14 protein-coding genes are annotated in these 16409 nt (G+C 65.4%); 10 read left to right on the plus strand and 4 right to left on the minus strand.

Annotated elements, in window-relative coordinates; all coding sequences use genetic code 11:
- Nucleotides 1-32 precede the first annotated feature (32 nt).
- From zwf to J5474_RS05075, 9 genes are all read left to right on the plus strand, one after another.
- A complete protein-coding gene (gene zwf / locus J5474_RS05035; RefSeq protein ID WP_209359711.1) occupies nucleotides 33-1484 on the plus strand; it encodes a glucose-6-phosphate dehydrogenase in 1452 nt (483 codons plus the stop codon).
- A gap of 26 nt (nucleotides 1485-1510) precedes the next feature.
- Nucleotides 1511-2188: a 6-phosphogluconolactonase gene (pgl, locus tag J5474_RS05040; protein ID WP_209359712.1), complete on the plus strand. Its 678-nt coding sequence runs from the start codon at nucleotides 1511-1513 to the stop codon at nucleotides 2186-2188.
- Nucleotides 2189-2251: 63 nt separating this feature from the next.
- Complete coding sequence (gene pgi, locus J5474_RS05045) at nucleotides 2252-3826, plus strand: glucose-6-phosphate isomerase (protein WP_209359713.1); 1575 nt, start codon at nucleotides 2252-2254, stop codon at nucleotides 3824-3826.
- 225 nt (nucleotides 3827-4051) lie between these two features.
- Entirely contained in the window at nucleotides 4052-4801 is a 750-nt protein-coding gene (locus J5474_RS05050; RefSeq protein WP_209359714.1) for a PRC-barrel domain-containing protein, read from the plus strand.
- Nucleotides 4802-4975: 174 nt separating this feature from the next.
- Nucleotides 4976-5596 carry a holin-associated N-acetylmuramidase gene (locus J5474_RS05055; RefSeq protein WP_245216245.1) on the plus strand — a complete coding sequence of 207 codons (621 nt, stop codon included), beginning with the start codon at nucleotides 4976-4978 and terminating at the stop codon, nucleotides 5594-5596.
- Nucleotides 5587-6156 carry a holin family protein gene (locus J5474_RS05060; RefSeq protein ID WP_209359715.1) on the plus strand — a complete coding sequence of 190 codons (570 nt, stop codon included), beginning with the start codon at nucleotides 5587-5589 and terminating at the stop codon, nucleotides 6154-6156. The genes J5474_RS05055 and J5474_RS05060 overlap by 10 nt, the downstream gene beginning before the upstream one ends.
- Nucleotides 6157-6397: 241 nt before the next feature.
- A complete protein-coding gene (locus J5474_RS05065) occupies nucleotides 6398-8374 on the plus strand; it encodes a heme lyase CcmF/NrfE family subunit (RefSeq protein WP_209359716.1) in 1977 nt (658 codons plus the stop codon).
- Nucleotides 8375-8382: 8 nt separating this feature from the next.
- The gene (locus tag J5474_RS05070; RefSeq protein ID WP_209359717.1) at nucleotides 8383-8859 is read left to right on the plus strand and encodes a cytochrome c-type biogenesis protein; all 477 of its coding nucleotides are present in this window, start codon (nucleotides 8383-8385) and stop codon (nucleotides 8857-8859) included.
- Nucleotides 8860-9021: 162 nt separating this feature from the next.
- Nucleotides 9022-9798 carry an enoyl-CoA hydratase-related protein gene (locus tag J5474_RS05075; protein ID WP_209359718.1) on the plus strand — a complete coding sequence of 259 codons (777 nt, stop codon included), beginning with the start codon at nucleotides 9022-9024 and terminating at the stop codon, nucleotides 9796-9798.
- Between the two features lie 45 nt (nucleotides 9799-9843).
- On the opposite strand, the gene J5474_RS05080 is transcribed toward J5474_RS05075, so the two are convergent.
- The 3 genes from J5474_RS05080 to gltX all read right to left on the minus strand — a co-directional run bounded on the left by J5474_RS05080 (nucleotide 9844) and on the right by gltX (nucleotide 13487).
- Nucleotides 9844-10416, minus strand: coding sequence for a hypothetical protein (locus J5474_RS05080; protein WP_209359719.1), 573 nt, complete (start codon nucleotides 10414-10416; stop codon nucleotides 9844-9846).
- A gap of 283 nt (nucleotides 10417-10699) precedes the next feature.
- Nucleotides 10700-11992, minus strand: a complete 1293-nt coding sequence (gene gltA, locus J5474_RS05085; protein ID WP_209359720.1) for a citrate synthase — start codon at nucleotides 11990-11992, stop codon at nucleotides 10700-10702.
- Nucleotides 11993-12074: 82 nt separating this feature from the next.
- Complete coding sequence (gene gltX / locus J5474_RS05090) at nucleotides 12075-13487, minus strand: glutamate--tRNA ligase (RefSeq protein WP_209359721.1); 1413 nt, start codon at nucleotides 13485-13487, stop codon at nucleotides 12075-12077.
- Between the two features lie 100 nt (nucleotides 13488-13587).
- Between gltX and J5474_RS05095 the strand changes: the two genes are divergently transcribed.
- The gene (locus tag J5474_RS05095) at nucleotides 13588-15672 is read left to right on the plus strand and encodes a ComEC/Rec2 family competence protein (RefSeq protein WP_209359722.1); all 2085 of its coding nucleotides are present in this window, start codon (nucleotides 13588-13590) and stop codon (nucleotides 15670-15672) included.
- Here the strand turns inward: J5474_RS05095 and lexA are convergent.
- Nucleotides 15666-16361, minus strand: coding sequence for a transcriptional repressor LexA (lexA, locus tag J5474_RS05100; RefSeq protein ID WP_209359723.1), 696 nt, complete (start codon nucleotides 16359-16361; stop codon nucleotides 15666-15668). The genes J5474_RS05095 and lexA overlap by 7 nt on opposite strands.
- Between the last annotated feature and the right edge of the window lie 48 nt (nucleotides 16362-16409).

The raw sequence follows: 16409 nt of genomic DNA on the forward strand, positions 1-16409 counted from the left end.
CAGGCGTGGGCATGGAGAGAGGACAGACAGTCATGGTGTCACGTGTCATTCCAGTGGATCCCTTCGACCTCGTGATCTTCGGCGCGACCGGCGATCTTGCCCGGCGCAAGATCCTGCCGGGGCTGTTCCGGCGCTTCTGCTCGGGGCAGATGCCGGATGACGCGCGAATCATCGGGGCCGCGCGCACGGAGATGAGCGATGATGAGTTTCGCGACATGGTGCGCGACGCGATCCGTGAATTCGGCGGCGGCGCCTATGAGGACGACGCGCTGGACGGATTCCTGCTGCACCTTGGCTATGAGCACATTGATGCCAAGGGCGATGACGGTTGGGAGGCGCTGAAGAGACGGCTGCGCGATGGGCTGGTGCGGGCGTTCTACTTCTCCGTGGCGCCGTCGCTGTTCGGGTCTCTGGCGGAACGGCTGCGGGGGTTCGGGCTTGCCGACGACGAGAGCCGCGTCGTGGTGGAAAAACCCTTTGGCAAGGACCTCGAAAGCGCCCGCGCGCTGAACCGCACGCTGGCGGAGCATTTCCACGAGACACAGATCTACCGGATCGACCATTACCTGGGCAAGGAGACGGTGCAGAACCTGATGGCGGTGCGCTTTGGCAACATGCTGTTCGAGCCGCTGTGGAACGCGCAGTACATCGACCACATCCAGATCACCGTGGCAGAAACCGTCAGCGTCGGGGGGCGCGGATCGTACTACGACCAGTCCGGGGCCATGCGGGACATGGTGCAGAACCACCTGATGCAGTTGCTGTGTCTGATCGCGATGGAACCGCCCGCGCGTTTCGAACCGGATTCGGTCCGCGACGAAAAGCTGAAGGTGATCCGTGCGCTCGACCCGGTGGACTATCACCATATCGTGCGCGGCCAATATGCGTCGGACGACAACCAGCCGGGCTACCGCGCGCATGTCGATAACCCGCGCTCTGTCACCGAAAGCTTCGTTGCGCTGAAATGTCATATCTCGAACTGGCGCTGGGCGGGCACACCCTTTTACCTGCGCACGGGCAAGATGCTGAAAGGCCGCGCGTCGGAGATCGCCGTGGTTTTCAAGGATGCGCCGCATTCGATCTTTGGCCCCGACGCGGGGACGCACCGCAACGTGCTGGCGATCCGGTTGCAGCCCAACGAGGGCATGACGCTGGACGTCACCATCAAGGAGCCGGGGCCGGGGGGCATGCGCCTGAAGGACGTGGCGCTCGATATGTCCTTTGCCGATGCGCTGGGCCCGGATGCGGAGGATGTGCCCGACGCCTACGAGCGGTTGATCATGGATGTGATCCGCGGCAACCAGACTCTGTTCATGCGCGGAGACGAGGTCGAGGCCGCGTGGAACTGGACCGATCCGATCATCGAGGGCTGGACACGGCGCGGCGAAGTGCCCAAACCCTACGAGCCGGGATCGAGCGGACCGGAGGACGCGCTGATGCTGATGCATCGGGACGGGCGCCGCTGGCGCGAGATCAAGGTCTGAAGGAAGGAACCTGGAAAGGGGGCGTCATGACCTACGAATTCCGTGCGTATGCCGACCGCGAAATGCTGTCAATCGAACTGGCGCAACGGCTGGCGGGTGATCTGCGAAGCGCGCTGCAACACGAAGAGCGCGCCGCGCTGGTGGTGCCGGGGGGGACTTCTCCGGGGCCAATCTTTGACGACCTCTGCGCCGCCGATCTGGACTGGAACCGGGTCGACGTCCTGCTGGGCGACGAACGCTGGGTCCCGGAGGACAGCCCGCGCTCGAACACCGCGCTGGTGAAATCGCGCCTGTTGGTGGATCGTGCCGTAAACGCCCGTTTCCTGCCGCTATATGCCGCCTGCGACCGGCCCGAAGAGGCGTTGGAGGCGCTGGCGCGTCCCATCGAGGCGGTGCTGCCGCTGGCGGTGGTGCTTCTGGGCATGGGGGAGGACATGCACACGGCCTCCCTGTTTCCCGGCGCGGACCGTTTGGCAGAGGCGCTGGCCCCTGATGCGCCCACGCTGATGGCGATGCGCGCGTCAGGCGTGCCGGAGCCGCGCATCACGCTGAGCGCGCATGTGCTGAACGGTGCCATGGCAAAACATGTGCTGATCTTTGGCGAGGGCAAACGCGAGGCGCTGCAGGCGGCGAGGGGCCGCCCGCCGCTGGAGGCGCCGATCAACGCCGTTCTGGACGAGGCAATCGTGCACTGGGCGCCCTGAAACCGGCACCAGATACTCGAACCGTACCCAACGACTGACCCGCAGGGGACCGAGGAAATGACCATGTTCGACAAGGTGAAGGCGGAGGCGCGGCGCCTCGAAGGGCGGCGGATCGTGGATATGTTCGACGACGCCCGCGCGTCCGAGTTCAGCGTTGAGGCGCTGGGGATGCTGTTCGACTATTCGAAGACGCAGATGGACGCGGGCGCACGCGACGCACTGCTGGCGCTGCTGGACGCACGCGGCGTGGCGGCGCGGCGCGATGCCATGTTCGCGGGCGAGAAGATCAACGAAACCGAAGGCCGCGCGGTGCTGCACACGGCGCTGCGGAACCTCGACGGTACGCCGGTCATGGTTGACGGGCGTGATGTCATGCCCGAAGTGCTGGCCACGCTCGCCCGGATGGAGGCGCTGGCGGAGGAAATCCGCGCCTCCGATGTGACCGACGTGGTAAACATCGGTATCGGCGGGTCCGACCTTGGCCCCGTGATGGCGGTGCTGGCACTGGCGCCCTACCATGACGGGCCGCGCACGCATTTCGTGTCCAACGTCGATGGCGCTGATATCACGGACACGCTGCAGGGTCTGAACCCCGAGACGACGGTTTTTATCGTCGCGTCGAAGACCTTCACCACCATCGAGACCATGACCAATGCGCAGACCGCGAAGGACTGGCTGGCAGCGCAGGGAACGTCCGCCGAGGGCAAGTTCATCGCGTTGTCTTCGAACAAGGAGAAAGCCGCGGCCTTCGGCATCCCGGAGGCGCGCGTCTTTGGCTTCGAGGACTGGGTGGGCGGGCGCTACTCCGTCTGGGGTCCGATTGGCCTGTCGCTGATGCTGGCGGTGGGGCCGGAGGATTTCCGTGCCTTTCTGCAGGGCGCGCAGGCGATGGACCGGCACTTCCGCACCGCGCCCTGGGCCGAAAACCTGCCTGCCGTGCTGGCGCTGGTGGGCATCTGGCACAATCAGGGGCAGGGACATGCCACGCGCGCGGTGCTGCCTTATGACAACCGCCTGATGCGGTTGCCCGCGTATCTCCAGCAACTGGAGATGGAGAGCAACGGCAAGGGCGTCAGCATGGACGGCACCAATCTGCCCTACGACAGCGGCCCGGTGGTCTGGGGCGAGCCGGGCACCAACGGGCAGCACGCCTTTTACCAGCTGATCCATCAGGGCACGCGGGTGATCCCCTGTGAATTCATGGTCGCCGCACAGGGGCACGAACCGGATCTGCGCCACCATCACGAATTGCTCGTGGCCAACTGTCTCGCGCAGTCGGAGGCGCTGATGCGCGGCCGCTCTCTGGAGGAGGCCCGCGCCAAGGTGGCGGGCACATTCGAGGGTGCGGAACTGGAGCGGCAGGCGTTGCACCGGGTCTTCCCGGGCAACCGGCCATCGACCACGTTGATCTACGACAGGCTCGACCCGGAGGCGCTGGGCAAGATTGTGGCGCTTTATGAACACCGCGTCTTTGTCGAAGGGGTGATCCTGGACATCAACTCCTACGATCAATGGGGCGTGGAGCTGGGCAAGGAGCTGGCCACCGCGCTGGGTCCGCTGGTCAAGGGCGAGGCTGCCATCGAGGGTAAGGACGGATCCACCGCGCAGCTCTTGCGATTTGTCCGGGCGCGGGCCTGAGACGGTCCTATTGGGGCAACTGGGTTTTCGTCAGGGGACCGGAACAGGGATGTCGGGGCGGAAAACCGGCAGGCTATCGGGTCGCGTGACAGGCGGGTTGCGGAAAGGCGGGGCAACGCGCAAAACCGCTTCGAGGTTCCTTTCCAGGAGGAAAATAAACCTCGGAACAGACAGGGGAAATCAGCGTTTCACAGTCATCCAAATGGGAACATGGAGGACCCTAAGATGAAACGCATTCTGATGACCACCGCCCTGGCCGCCCTGATGCCGATGGCTGCCCTCGCACAATCGTCCGACACCAGCGCGGACGCCGACGCCAAGCTGAAACTGCAGCAGGCCGAGCAGGCACAGGCCGGCGAGTCCGACACCAGCGCGACCGAAGACAGCACCATGGCGGCCGAGGCCGATGCGACCGCCAATGCCGACGCCGAGATGTCCGGCGAAGCGGACTCGACGATGACCGCGGAAGGCGATGCTGCAACAACTGGCGACGCAACCATGCAGGCCACTGACGGCACCCTGGCGACCGACGGCACCGACGAACAGATCGCCGGTGGCGTAAATGACACCGCGATGACCGGCGAGCAGATGGGTATGGACACCGCATCCATGGCTGGCGAAGATCTGGGCATCGCGGGCGAGGCTTCGGCCAATTCCATCATCGGCAGCCGCCTCTACGTGATCCGCGGCGACAACGCCGGCGAGTGGGACGCGACGGCGACTTACGACCAGGTCGGTGACGGCTGGGAGCGCGCGGGCTCCGTCCAGGACATCGTGATCGGTCAGGACGGCAAGATCGACGGTATCGTTGCCGAAGTCGGCGGCTTCCTCGGCATCGGCGACAAGTACGTTCTTCTCGAGCTGGGCCAGGCGAAGCTTGTTCCGCTGGACGGTGGCGGCTTTGACGTCGTGACGCACTACTCCAACGAAGAGCTGACGGATATGGACGCCTTCGATACCGCTGCTCTGCAGTAAGGACCGAGGCTGCATTTCTCGAGGCCCGGGCGTTTCGCCCGGGCCTTTTTTCGTGCGCACGCGGATTTTTCGGGCTGACGGCCTGCGCGCCTGCGTACGCCGCCATAAGCCTTGTTTAACCGCGCGGGCGGAGCCTCCGGGCCATCGAGCAGACTCCACGAAAGGAGAAGACCGATGGCAACGAAAAGCCAGGTTCGGCGCATGGCCGAAGAGATCGTCGCCCGCGAGGGCGGCTACGTGAACGATCCCGACGATCCCGGCGGGGCAACCAAATACGGCGTGACAATCCATACGATGCGGCGTCTGGGGCTGGACCTCGATGGCGACGGTGACGTGGACGCCGAGGATGTGAAGCGGATCAGCCACGCGCAGGCGGTGGAAATCTACCTCAACCACTACTTCCTGCGCCCGCGAATCGCTGAATTGCCGGAGGCGCTGCAGGCGTCGGTTTTCGATATGTATGTGAACGCGGGCGGCAACGCGGTGAAGATCCTCCAGCGGCTGCTGAATCAGATGGGCGAGCGCTGCGGCGTGGACGGCAGCATCGGACCGCAGACCATCGCCGCCTGCGCGCGGGCCTACGCGATGGCGTCGAACCACATGCCGGACGCCTATGGCATCGCGCGCCGCAACTACTACTTCCGCCTTGCTGACCAGCGGCCGGCGTCGAGAAAATACGCCCGCACCCGGACCGGTGGCAAGGGCGGCTGGATCAAGCGGGCGGAGGAGTTCATCTCGTCACGATACCACATGACGGACGCCGAATTCGCGGCGCGTGTGGCGGCATGGGGATGATCCAGTCATTGGTGGGCGCCCTTTTCGGTTCGGGCCGAAACGTGGTGGCGGAGACAGCCGAAGTGTTTCGCGTGAACGCCGAGAGGGATGCGGTTCGGGCCGCCTCCGCGCAAGCGGCGGCGCTGGCGCAGATGGGCGCAGAGTTCCGCGTGGCGCAGCGTGGCGCATTCGACCGGCTGATGGATGCGCTCAACCGGGTCCCGCGGCCGGCGATGGCGTTGGGCACGCTGGGGATGTTCGTTGCTGCCATGGTCGATCCGGTCTGGTTCGCTGCCCGGATGGCGGGCATCGCGCTAGTGCCCGAACCGATGTGGTGGCTGCTGGCCGCCATCGTCAGCTTCTATTTCGGTGCCCGCGCGCAATCCAAGGGCCAGGATTTCCAACGGGAGATCGCCGCCACCATGGCCGCCGTGCCGCAGGTCGTGCAGACCGTGCGCGAGGTCGAGGCCCTGCGGGACGTGACGCCCGGCACGCCTGTGGAAGGCGACCCCGAGGCGGACGACATGGCCACGGGAGCGGAGAACCCGGCGCTTGTCGATTGGCGGCGTGCGGCCGGGTAGCGGCGTGTGGCGGCGCTTCGGTCCCCGCCCGGAGGTATTTGGGGAGCGGAGAAGCGAGTATGCGCGCTTCTCCGCTTTGCGGACTTCTCAGGCAGGTTGTAGCTGAAAGGCGGGGGCACGATCTTTGCACCGCGCGCCGTGGCGCAGGGCTATAGCGGAGCCGCTGTCTTGCGACAATGTGATCGCGGTGGGGGCATGATTTCGATTGGCCGGGTGGCGCTGTCTATCTATAAGTCGGCATATGATTGCAGAACTCGGCCACGCCGCCCTCATCCTCGCCTTTATCACCGCCATCGTTCAGATGTCCGTTCCGCTTGTCGGCGCGCACAAGCGATGGCCCGGCTGGATGTCCGTGGCGGAACCGGCCGCGACGGCGCAGTTCCTGCTGGTGGCGGCGTCTTTTGCGGCCCTCATGCACGCCTTCATTACCTCGGACTTCTCACTGCGTCTGGTGGTGGAGAACTCGCATTCCGCGAAGCCGATGCTATACAAGATTTCCGGCACATGGGGGAACCACGAGGGGTCCATGCTGCTCTGGGTGCTGATCCTCGCGCTCTTCGGTGCGATGGCGGCCTGGTTCGGGGGCAACCTGCCGCCGACGCTGCGCGCGCGTGTGCTGGCGGTGCAGGCGGCCGTGGCGGTGGCCTTCTACGCTTTCATCCTGTTCACCTCGAACCCGTTTCTGCGCATGATCGTGCCTCCGATGGACGGGCAGGACCTGAACCCGTTGTTGCAGGACCCCGGCCTCGCCTTTCATCCGCCCTTCCTCTACCTTGGTTATGTGGGGCTCTCGATCTGCTTCAGCTTCGCCGTGGCGGCACTGATCGAGGGGCGCGTCGATGCCGCATGGGGACGCTGGGTCCGGCCCTGGACGCTGGCGGCCTGGGTCTTCCTTACCATCGGTATCGCGCTGGGGTCCTGGTGGGCCTATTACGAACTCGGCTGGGGCGGCTTCTGGTTCTGGGACCCGGTCGAGAACGCCTCCTTCATGCCTTGGCTCTTTGCCGCCGCACTGCTGCATTCCGCCATCGTGGTGGAAAAACGCGAGGCCCTGAAAAGCTGGACCGTCCTGCTGGCGATCCTCGCCTTCGGGTTCTCCCTGATTGGCACTTTCATCGTGCGCTCCGGCGTGCTGACCTCCGTGCATGCCTTCGCCAACGATCCCGAGCGGGGCGTCTTTATCCTCGCCATCCTCGTGGTCTTCACCGGGGGGGCGCTGACGCTTTATGCCGCCCGCGCCGGAGCGATGGAGGCGAAGGGCGTCTTTGGCGTGGTATCCCGCGAAAGCGCGTTGGTGGTGAACAATATCCTGCTGGCGGTGTCGTCCTTCGTGGTCTTCATCGGCACGATCTGGCCACTGGTGGCGGAAATGGCCTTTGGCCGCAAACTCTCTGTCGGTGCACCCTTCTTCGAGGCGGCCTTTACGCCCTTCATGATCTTGCTGGGGTTGATCCTGCCGCTTGGGTCGATGCTGGCGTGGAAGCGCGGGTCCCTGAGCCGCGTGGCACGACAATTGGTTCCGGCGCTGGTGTTGGCACTGGCCATGGGGGGGCTGGTCTGGGCGATCCAGTCGGGCCGCACGCTTTTGGGGCCGGTGGGGGTCTTCCTCGGCACCTGGCTGGTGGCGGGCGCGCTGACCGACCTTTGGTCACGCACGGGGCGTAACCGCGACCTTTCGCGCCTCCTGCGTCTGCCGCGCGCCGACTGGGGAAAGATGGTGGCACACACGGGCCTTGGCGTCACCATGCTTGGGATTTCCGGCCTGATGGCATGGCAACAGGAGGACATCCGCACCGTGCACGTGGGCGAGACCTGGACCTTGGGCGACTATGCCTTTACCCTGAAAGATGTCACGCGCGAGCAGGGGCCGAACTACTTTGCCACGGTGGGCGAGGTCGCGGTGACGCCGGCAAAGGCGCAAGGCGGCGAGATCGCCCACCTTTACCCGGAAAAACGCACCTACCCGGTGCAGCAGATGCCCACCACGGAGGCGGCCATCGACTACCGGTTCCTGCGGGATCTTTACGTAGTCATTGGTGATCCGCAGGGAGACGGTGGCTGGGTCATGCGCGTCTATATCAAGCCGCTGGCGAACTGGATCTGGGGCGGCTGCCTGCTGATGGCTCTGGGCGGACTGCTGAGCCTGTCGGACCGGCGGTATCGCATCGCCGCAGGCGCGCGCCGCCAGGCTGCCATCGGTGGGGTGCCAGCGGAATGAGCCGAGGTATGATCTGGGGTATTGCGTCCCGGCGGCTGGGTCCGGCGCTGGTGTTTGCGCTGGTCGCGACAGTGGCACTGGCGGTGCAGCCTGACGAGATGCTGGACGATCCCGCGCTGGAGGCGCGGGCGCGCGAGATTTCCGCCGGTCTGCGCTGCCTCGTCTGCCAGAACGAAAGCATCGACGATTCGGACGCCTCGCTGGCGCGCGACCTGCGCCTGCTGGTGCGCGAACGGCTGGTGGCGGGGGACAGCGACGCGCAGGCGGTGGAATACATCGTTGGCCGGTATGGCGAATTCGTCCTGCTGAAGCCCACCGCCAGCGGCTGGAACCGGCTGCTCTGGGCGGCGGGGCCGGTCATGTTCCTGCTGGCGCTCGGTCTTGGGTTGACTTATGTGCGCCGCCGCGCGGCCGCACAGCCTGCGGTCGATGAGACCCTCACCGCCGAGGAACAGGCGCGCCTCGATGACTTGATGAAGAACTGAGGCCACGCCACCAGGGTTCGGAGACCGTCCGATCGCCTTCTGCCCGCCCCTGTTCATGCGCTTATCCACGACGTCGCGTCCGGGTTCGAGCGGCCCGCCTTTCGCATTGCCCCTTCTGGCGCTGCGGTGTTTGATGCCGCCAACACGGAACGGGAGAGGCCCATGATTTACGACACCATCACCTACGCGGTGGCCGAGGATATCGCCACGGTGACGCTGAACCGCGCCGATGTGATGAACGCGCTCAATACCCAGATGCGGGCCGAGATCACCGACGCCGTGAACCGGGGCGGCCGCGAAGCGCGCGTGGTGGTGCTGACGGGGGAAGGGCGGGCTTTCTGCTCCGGCCAGGATCTGGGCGACCGGGAGACCGCGGCCAACCTCGACCTCGAGCGCGTGCTGCGCGACGAATACGTTCCGATGCTCAAGGCGATTCACGACTGCCCGGTGCCGGTGATCTGCGCGGTGAACGGTGCGGCGGCGGGGGCGGGGGCGAACCTCGCGCTGGCGGCGGACGTGGTGATCGCCTGCGAAAGCGCCTTCTTCATGCAGGCATTTACCCGGATCGGGCTGATCCCCGACGCGGGCGGGACGTGGTTCCTGCCGCGCCAGATCGGCTATGCAAAGGCAATGGGCGCCGCGCTTTTTGCCGACCGGATCAGCGCGCAACAAGCGTCGGACTGGGGCATGATCTGGGAGGCGGTTCCGGATGCGGATTTCCGTGCCCACGTTGCTGCCCGCGCCGCGCAGCTGGCCTCCGGCCCGACGGCGGCCTACGCGCGCGTAAAACAGGCAATGGAGGCGTCCATGGGCAATGACCTGGATGAACAGCTCGCGGTCGAGGCACGCCTTCAGGGCGAGTGCGGCAAGACCCGCGATTTCAAGGAAGGCGTCGTCGCCTTCATGGAAAAGCGCCCGCCGGCCTACGAGGGGCGCTGAACAGCGAGTCGCTTTCCTCCTGTCCTAGGGGCATAACTCTGCGTGTCAGATGAGGGCGTCGGCCATGTCGGCCCAGTCGAGGGTGTCTTCGGCCTCATCGGTGGCTTCTTCGGGCAGGTCGATCAGCGGCAGACCGGCTATGCTGTCCTGCCCATCCTGCTCGGCATCGTCGTCGAGATCCGGGGTTTCGGCAATGATGCCGTTGGCATGGGGGGCTTCAGGCCGGGCGTCGCCGGGCAATGCGCAGACCGGAAGGTCGCCGGACGGCGTGTTGTCTTCCTCGCAAATATCGTCTTTGGAAGCGGCTGACGGGTCTTCCTCCGGCAGATCGCAGGGAGGCGTATCGTCGGCGGGTTGATCCTCTGTGCGGGTCTCGTCGGCAGTGTCCTTGTCGCAGTTATCTGCCTCGGGGACATCATCCCTTGCGCCGCAGCCGTGTCCGTCGGTGGTATCCCAGGGGCGGTCGTGGCAATCGTCCTCACCCTTGCCGAAGAAGTCGCGCCCACCCGTCTCACCCGTCTGGAGGTCGCCAAAATCGTCCCCGCGCGCCCCGCAGCCACTGGAAAAAGCCGCGTGGGGTTCGGCCAGCTTCGGGCCGAAGGAGGAGAAGGCGCGCATCATGGTTAACCCAATATGTCTGGCGCCCCCACCTGACATGAGCGATGTTTGATCCGGAATGAGGCGGGAATGTGGCCAAGCGCGTCAATTGCGGCGGAAATGCCTGAAACATTATGTTTCCCGTCCGGGCGATGCCCGAATTCGGGCCTGATTCCGCCCACCCTGCCGCTATGTGCCGGAATTGCGGCGCGATGCCTCTAATTCCGGTCCTCTGCTGTGGCAGAGACACAAAAAGGCCCCCGCAGCGACGCTCCGGGGGCCTTGCTTTGATGACTGACCGCGATCAGCGGTTTTCGATATCCACGTAGTCGCGCGCGGTCTCGCCCTTGTAGAGCTGGCGCGGGCGGCCGATCTTCATCAGCGGGTCAGCCAACTGTTCCTTCCACTGCGACACCCAGCCGACGGTGCGCGACAGCGCGAAGATCGGGGTGAACATGGAGGTCGGGAAGCCCATCGCTTCGAGGATGATGCCGGAGTAGAAGTCGACGTTCGGGAACAGCTTCTTCTCTGCAAAATACGGATCCTCCAGCGCCTGGCGCTCCAGTTCCTTGGCGACCTGCAGGACCGGGTTGTTCTCGATCCCCATCAGGTCCAGCACTTCGTCGGCGGACTGCTTCATCACCTTCGCGCGCGGGTCGAAGTTCTTGTAGACGCGGTGGCCGAAGCCCATCAGGCGGAAGGGATCGTTCTTGTCCTTCGCGCGGGCGATGAATTCCGGGATGCGCTCGACAGAGCCGATTTCCTTCAGCATCTCGAGGCACGCCTGGTTCGCGCCGCCATGGGCCGGACCCCAGAGGCAGGCGATGCCCGCCGCGATGCAGGCAAAGGGGTTCGCGCCCGAGGACGACGCCAGACGTACCGTGGAGGTGGAGGCGTTCTGCTCGTGGTCGGCGTGCAGCGTAAAGATCCGGTCCATGGCGCGAGCGAGGATCGGGTCGACGTTGTACTGCTCGGCCGGAACCGAGAAACACATGTGCAGGAAGTTCGCCGCGTAATCGAGATCATTGCGCGGATACACGAACGGCTGCCCGATGGAGTACTTGTAGGCCCACGCGGCAATGGTGGGCATCTTGGCGATCAGACGGTGCGATGCGATCTCGCGCTGACGCTCGTCGGAGATGTCGGTCGAATCGTGGTAGAAAGCCGCCATGGCACCGACCACGCCCACCATGGTCGCCATCGGGTGTGCGTCCCGGCGGAACCCACGGAAGAAATACACCATCTGCTCGTGGATCATGGTGTGGCGGGTGATCGTGTCCTCGAAATGCTCCAGTTCGGCGGCCGAAGGCAGGTAGCCGTACAGCAACAGGAAGCAGACCTCGAGGTAATGCGATTTCTCGGCCAGCTGGTCGATCGGGTAGCCACGGTGCAGCAGCTCGCCCTTGTCGCCATCGATAAAGGTGATGGTGGAATCGCAGGACGCGGTGGAGGTGAAGCCCGGATCGTAGGTGAAGACACCGGCCTGGCCGTACAGCTTGCGGATGTCGATCACATCCGGGCCCGCGGTGGGCGAGTGGATAGGCAGATCAAAGCTCTGACCGTCGATGGTCAGGGTTGCGGTCTTGTTCTCAGCCATGCGTGTCATCCTTCGTGAGTGTGAGGAGGGGCCGCGACAGGGGCGGCCCGCCCGTGAAATCCTAACATGACCGAGCCACCCGTCAGGCGGCGGCCCCGGCCTCACCGAGTCGCGCGAGGGATTCGTCGCGTCCCAGAACCAGCATCATGTCGAAGACCGAAGGAGTGACCGCCCGCCCCGCGAGAGCCGCCCTGAGGGGCGCGGCCAGCTTACCGAATTTTGTCCCTTGTTCTTCGCAGAAGCGGTTCAATGCCGCTTCCAGATCGTCTCGGGTCCAGCTAGCATTTTGCAACTGCGGCGTCAACGCAGCCAGTATACCACGGGATACCGCATCTAGCGCCTTTGCCGCTTTCTCGTCCGGCGAGATCGGTCGACTTGTCAAGACAAACTCCGCCTTTTCAAGCAGTTCCGGGAAAGACTTTGCCCGTTCCTTGAGGCAGTACATGCCACGCGCGAGCCCGTCACGCTGCGTCTCCGACAGCGGCGTACGCTCTGCGGCTGCAAGATAGGCCTCGATTTCTTGCAGCAGCGCGGCGTCCTCCTCGATGGCGATATGCTGGCCGCACAGGTTCTCCAGTTTCTTGAAATCGAAACGCGCCGGAGAACGCCCGATTCCGTCCAGATCGAACCACTCCTTTGCCTGAGCATCGGTAAAGAATTCGTCATCGCCGTGGCTCCAGCCCAGCCGCGCGAGATAGTTGCGCATCCCCGCCGCCGGGTAGCCCATCTTCTGGTACTCGTCCGCCCCCAGCGCGCCGTGGCGTTTTGACAGTTTCTTGCCGTCGGGGCCGTGGATCAGCGGGATGTGGGCATAGACCGGCAAGGGCCAGCCCATGGCGGTGTAGATACCCATCTGGCGCGCAGCGTTGTTGAGGTGGTCATCGCCCCGGATCACGTGGGTCACGCCCATGTCGTGATCGTCCACCACCACGGCCAGCATGTAGACCGGCGTCCCGTCGGAGCGCAGCAGGATCATGTCGTCGAGCTGATCGTTGCGGATGGTCACCGTGCCCTGCACCGCGTCGGTGATGACTGTCTCTCCGTCCTGCGGGGTTTTCAGGCGGATGACATAGGGCGCATCGGGATGTGTGGCCGGAGCAGCGTCGCGCCAGGGACTTTGGAACAGGGTGGATTTGCCCCCGGCCCGCGCGGCTTCGCGGAACCCCTCGATTTCCTCCTGGGTGGAGAAGCACTTGTAGGCCTTGCCCGTGTCCAGCAGTCCGCGTGCGACTTCCGCGTGGCGGGGGGCCCGGTCGAACTGGCTGATGACCTCGCCGTCGTGATCGAGTCCGAGCCACGCGAGTCCTTTCAGGATGGCCTCCGTCGCCTCGGGGGTCGACCGCGCTCGATCCGTGTCTTCGATGCGCAGCAGGAACTTGCCGCCGCGCCCGCGGGCGTAAAGCCAGTTGAACAGCGCGGTACGCGCGCCGCCGATGTGAAGGTAGCCGGTTGGCGACGGCGCAAAACGCGTCACGACCTCGGGGGTCTGGGTCATCTTGGTTAACCTTATTCTAACGTGGCGGAGGTAGCCTTTGCGGGTTTCCTTACCCAGCCGCGCCTTGCGGGGCAAGCGTGCCCCCCCGACGGAGCCGCCCATGCGCCACCTTTACGACCTGCCGGGCCGCTGCATCACCGGGCAACGCGGGTATCTCTTTCCGTGGGCTCCGGTGATTCTGGCCTGCGGGATCGGTGCGTATTTTGTACTGAAATGGGAACCTCCTGTATGGTCGCTTTGGTTGGCGGCGCTGTCCGGCGCGGTTATGGTCTTTTCCGCGCGGAGGAAGACCGTCGCCGGGCTGGGTCTGACTGCGATGGCGCTTGTCGCGCTGGGGTTTGGGCTGGCGGGGGTGAGGGCGCATCGGGTGGCCGGGCCAGTGCTGGATTTCCGCTATTACGGCGCTATCGAGGGCCGTGTCGTGAACATCGACCGGTCCGCCTCAGACGCGGTTCGGTTGACGCTGGACCGGGTCGTGCTGGAGGACATGGACTTCGGCCGGGTGCCGTATCGGGTCCGCGTTTCCCTGCACGGCGAGGATAATGTCACGCCGGAGCCGGGGATGGTGGTGATCCTGACCGGCCACCTCGGACGACCCGGTGGCGCGGTGGAACCCGGTGGCTTCGATTTCCGCCGCCACGCGTGGTTTCAGCAGCTGGGGGCCGTGGGGTACACGCGCAGTCCCGTGCTGATGCTGGAACCGCCCGGGCCTGGGTTGTCCGTCTTCAAGGCGCGTCTGGCGCTGTCGGCGCGCGTGCAGAGGGAACTGCCCGGAGAGACGGGGGCCTTCGCCGCTGCAATCATGACCGGCGACCGTTCCGGCATGGGGCAGGAGCCGCTGGACGCGCTGCGGGCCAGCAACCTCGCGCATCTGCTGGCCATTTCCGGGCTGCACATGGGACTGCTTGCGGGCTTTGTCTTTGCCGCCCTGCGTCTGGGTTTGCTGTTGGTGCCCCGCGTGCGCCACCACTGGCCGGTGAAGAAGTTCGCCGCTTTCGGGGCATTGCTCGCCTCAGCGGGATATCTGGCGCTGTCAGGCGGAAATGTCGCCACGGAGCGCGCCTTTGTCATGGTGGCGGTGGCGCTCACGGCATTGATGCTGGACCGGCGGGCGCTGTCGCTGCGCTCTGTCGCCATTGCCGCGCTGATGGTGCTTGTCTGGCAGCCGGAGGCCTTGCTTGGACCCGGCTTTCAGATGTCCTTTGCCGCGACAGTCGCACTGGTTGCGGTGTTCGAACAGGTGACCAAGGCCCAGGCTGGGCGGCGTCTGCCGCGATGGGCGGGCGCAGTGCTGTCGCTGGTGGTGTCTTCTGCTGTGGCGGGCGCGGCCACCGCGCCGGTGGGCATGGCGCATTTCAACCAGGCCTCTGTCTACGGGCTGGCTGCGAATCTGGTGTCGGTGCCGGTCATGGGCGTGCTGGTCATGCCGCTGGCCGTGGTGGCCGCAATCCTGATGCCGCTGGGTCTGGAGGCGTTGCCCCTTTGGTTCATGGGGCTGGGACTGGACTGGATCCTCGGCGTCGCGCGGGAGGTGTCGTCCTGGCAGGGGGCGACGCGCCCGGTGGTGGCGCCGGCCCCGGTGGTGCTGCCGCTCATCGCCGTGGGTGGGCTGATACTATGCCTCTGGCGGGGGCGTGGACGGCTGGCAGGGATGTTGCCTGTAGCTGTCGCGCTGATGCTCTGGGTGCGGACGGATCGGCCGCCGGTTCTGATCGCGGACACCGCTACGCTGGTGGGTATCCTGACGCCAGAGGGGCGCGGATTGTCGCGGGCGCAAGGGGCTGGTTTCGTCGCGAGCAACTGGCTGGAAAACGATGGCAGCCGCGCGACGCAGGAGGCGGCAGCGGGACACTGGCCGGGCAGCGTGGCGGATCGGCTGGCGCGTGCGCCCGTGCTGGGGGTGGAGGTGCTGCATGTGCAAGGCAAGCACGCCGCACGCGCCCTGACGCGCTGCCACACGTCGCAGGTTGTTGTTTCGAGCGTCGATATCGCCGTGGCGGGCGGTTGCGCCGTTTTCGACCCGCAGCGACTGGCGCAAACGGGTTCTGTCGCGTTATGGCCCGCAGAGAAAGGCACAGGGCTACGGATGGTAACAGCGGCGGAAGTCTCTGGCCAACGCCTCTGGCAGGCCATGCCGCCGGAAGACCGGCGGCTGGCACGCGAAGGCGGTGAGACCGATCAGTAGGTGCGGATCAGCCCGACAAGGCGGCCCTGCACGCTGACCGCGCCACGCGGCAGGACACGCGGTTCATAGGCTGGGTTCGCCGCCTCCAGAACGATCATCTCTCCGCGGCGGCGAAAGCGTTTCAGGGTCGCCTCGTACCCCTCGATCTGGGCCACGACGATGTCGCCGTCGGCGGCATCGGAGGCCTCCCGGATCACCACGACGTCGCCGTCGTTGATTCCGGCCTCGATCATCGAATCCCCTTTCACCTCCAAGGCATAGTGGCGGCCGTTGCCTTGCAGCATACTGCTCGGCACGGCGATGCCCGGCGGCTGGTCGTTGATCGACTCGATCGGTACACCGGCGGCGATGCGGCCCATGAGCGGCAGTTCCGCAACGCCATGCGCGCTGATCTCTGCCGCGGCACCAGGGATGCGGTCAGGGCGGTCGCCGTCAATCACCTGCGGGGCAAAACCGGACGGCTGACCGCCTAGGCTTTCCGGCAGTTTGACGATCTCTATGGCGCGGGCACGATGCGCGAGACGGCGGATGAAGCCGCGTTCTTCCAGCGCCGTGATAAGGCGGTGGATGCCCGATTTCGACCGCAGGTCCAGCGCGTCCTTCATTTCGTCGAACGATGGCGGAACGCCGTCGCGCTGCATGCGCCTGTTGATGAAATCCAGCAGGTCCAGTTGCTTCTTCGTCAGCATCGCTCTCTCGCCCCGTTTTTTGTCATGCGTAACACACAGATTGTTAAC

This window comes from Sagittula salina, assembly GCF_017813235.1.
Classification (GTDB): domain Bacteria; phylum Pseudomonadota; class Alphaproteobacteria; order Rhodobacterales; family Rhodobacteraceae; genus Sagittula; species Sagittula salina.

Coding starts and splice junctions, on each gene's coding strand:
- zwf (WP_209359711.1), top strand. CDS start 33: ATGGTGTCACGTGTCATTCCAGTGGATCCCTTCGACCTCGTGATCTTC.
- pgl (WP_209359712.1), top strand. CDS start 1,511: ATGACCTACGAATTCCGTGCGTATGCCGACCGCGAAATGCTGTCAATC.
- pgi (WP_209359713.1), top strand. CDS start 2,252: ATGTTCGACAAGGTGAAGGCGGAGGCGCGGCGCCTCGAAGGGCGGCGG.
- J5474_RS05050 (WP_209359714.1), top strand. CDS start 4,052: ATGAAACGCATTCTGATGACCACCGCCCTGGCCGCCCTGATGCCGATG.
- J5474_RS05055 (WP_245216245.1), top strand. CDS start 4,976: ATGGCAACGAAAAGCCAGGTTCGGCGCATGGCCGAAGAGATCGTCGCC.
- J5474_RS05060 (WP_209359715.1), top strand. CDS start 5,587: ATGGGGATGATCCAGTCATTGGTGGGCGCCCTTTTCGGTTCGGGCCGA.
- J5474_RS05065 (WP_209359716.1), top strand. CDS start 6,398: ATGATTGCAGAACTCGGCCACGCCGCCCTCATCCTCGCCTTTATCACC.
- J5474_RS05070 (WP_209359717.1), top strand. CDS start 8,383: ATGATCTGGGGTATTGCGTCCCGGCGGCTGGGTCCGGCGCTGGTGTTT.
- J5474_RS05075 (WP_209359718.1), top strand. CDS start 9,022: ATGATTTACGACACCATCACCTACGCGGTGGCCGAGGATATCGCCACG.
- J5474_RS05080 (WP_209359719.1), bottom strand. CDS start 10,416: ATGCGCGCCTTCTCCTCCTTCGGCCCGAAGCTGGCCGAACCCCACGCG.
- gltA (WP_209359720.1), bottom strand. CDS start 11,992: ATGGCTGAGAACAAGACCGCAACCCTGACCATCGACGGTCAGAGCTTT.
- gltX (WP_209359721.1), bottom strand. CDS start 13,487: ATGACCCAGACCCCCGAGGTCGTGACGCGTTTTGCGCCGTCGCCAACC.
- J5474_RS05095 (WP_209359722.1), top strand. CDS start 13,588: ATGCGCCACCTTTACGACCTGCCGGGCCGCTGCATCACCGGGCAACGC.
- lexA (WP_209359723.1), bottom strand. CDS start 16,361: ATGCTGACGAAGAAGCAACTGGACCTGCTGGATTTCATCAACAGGCGC.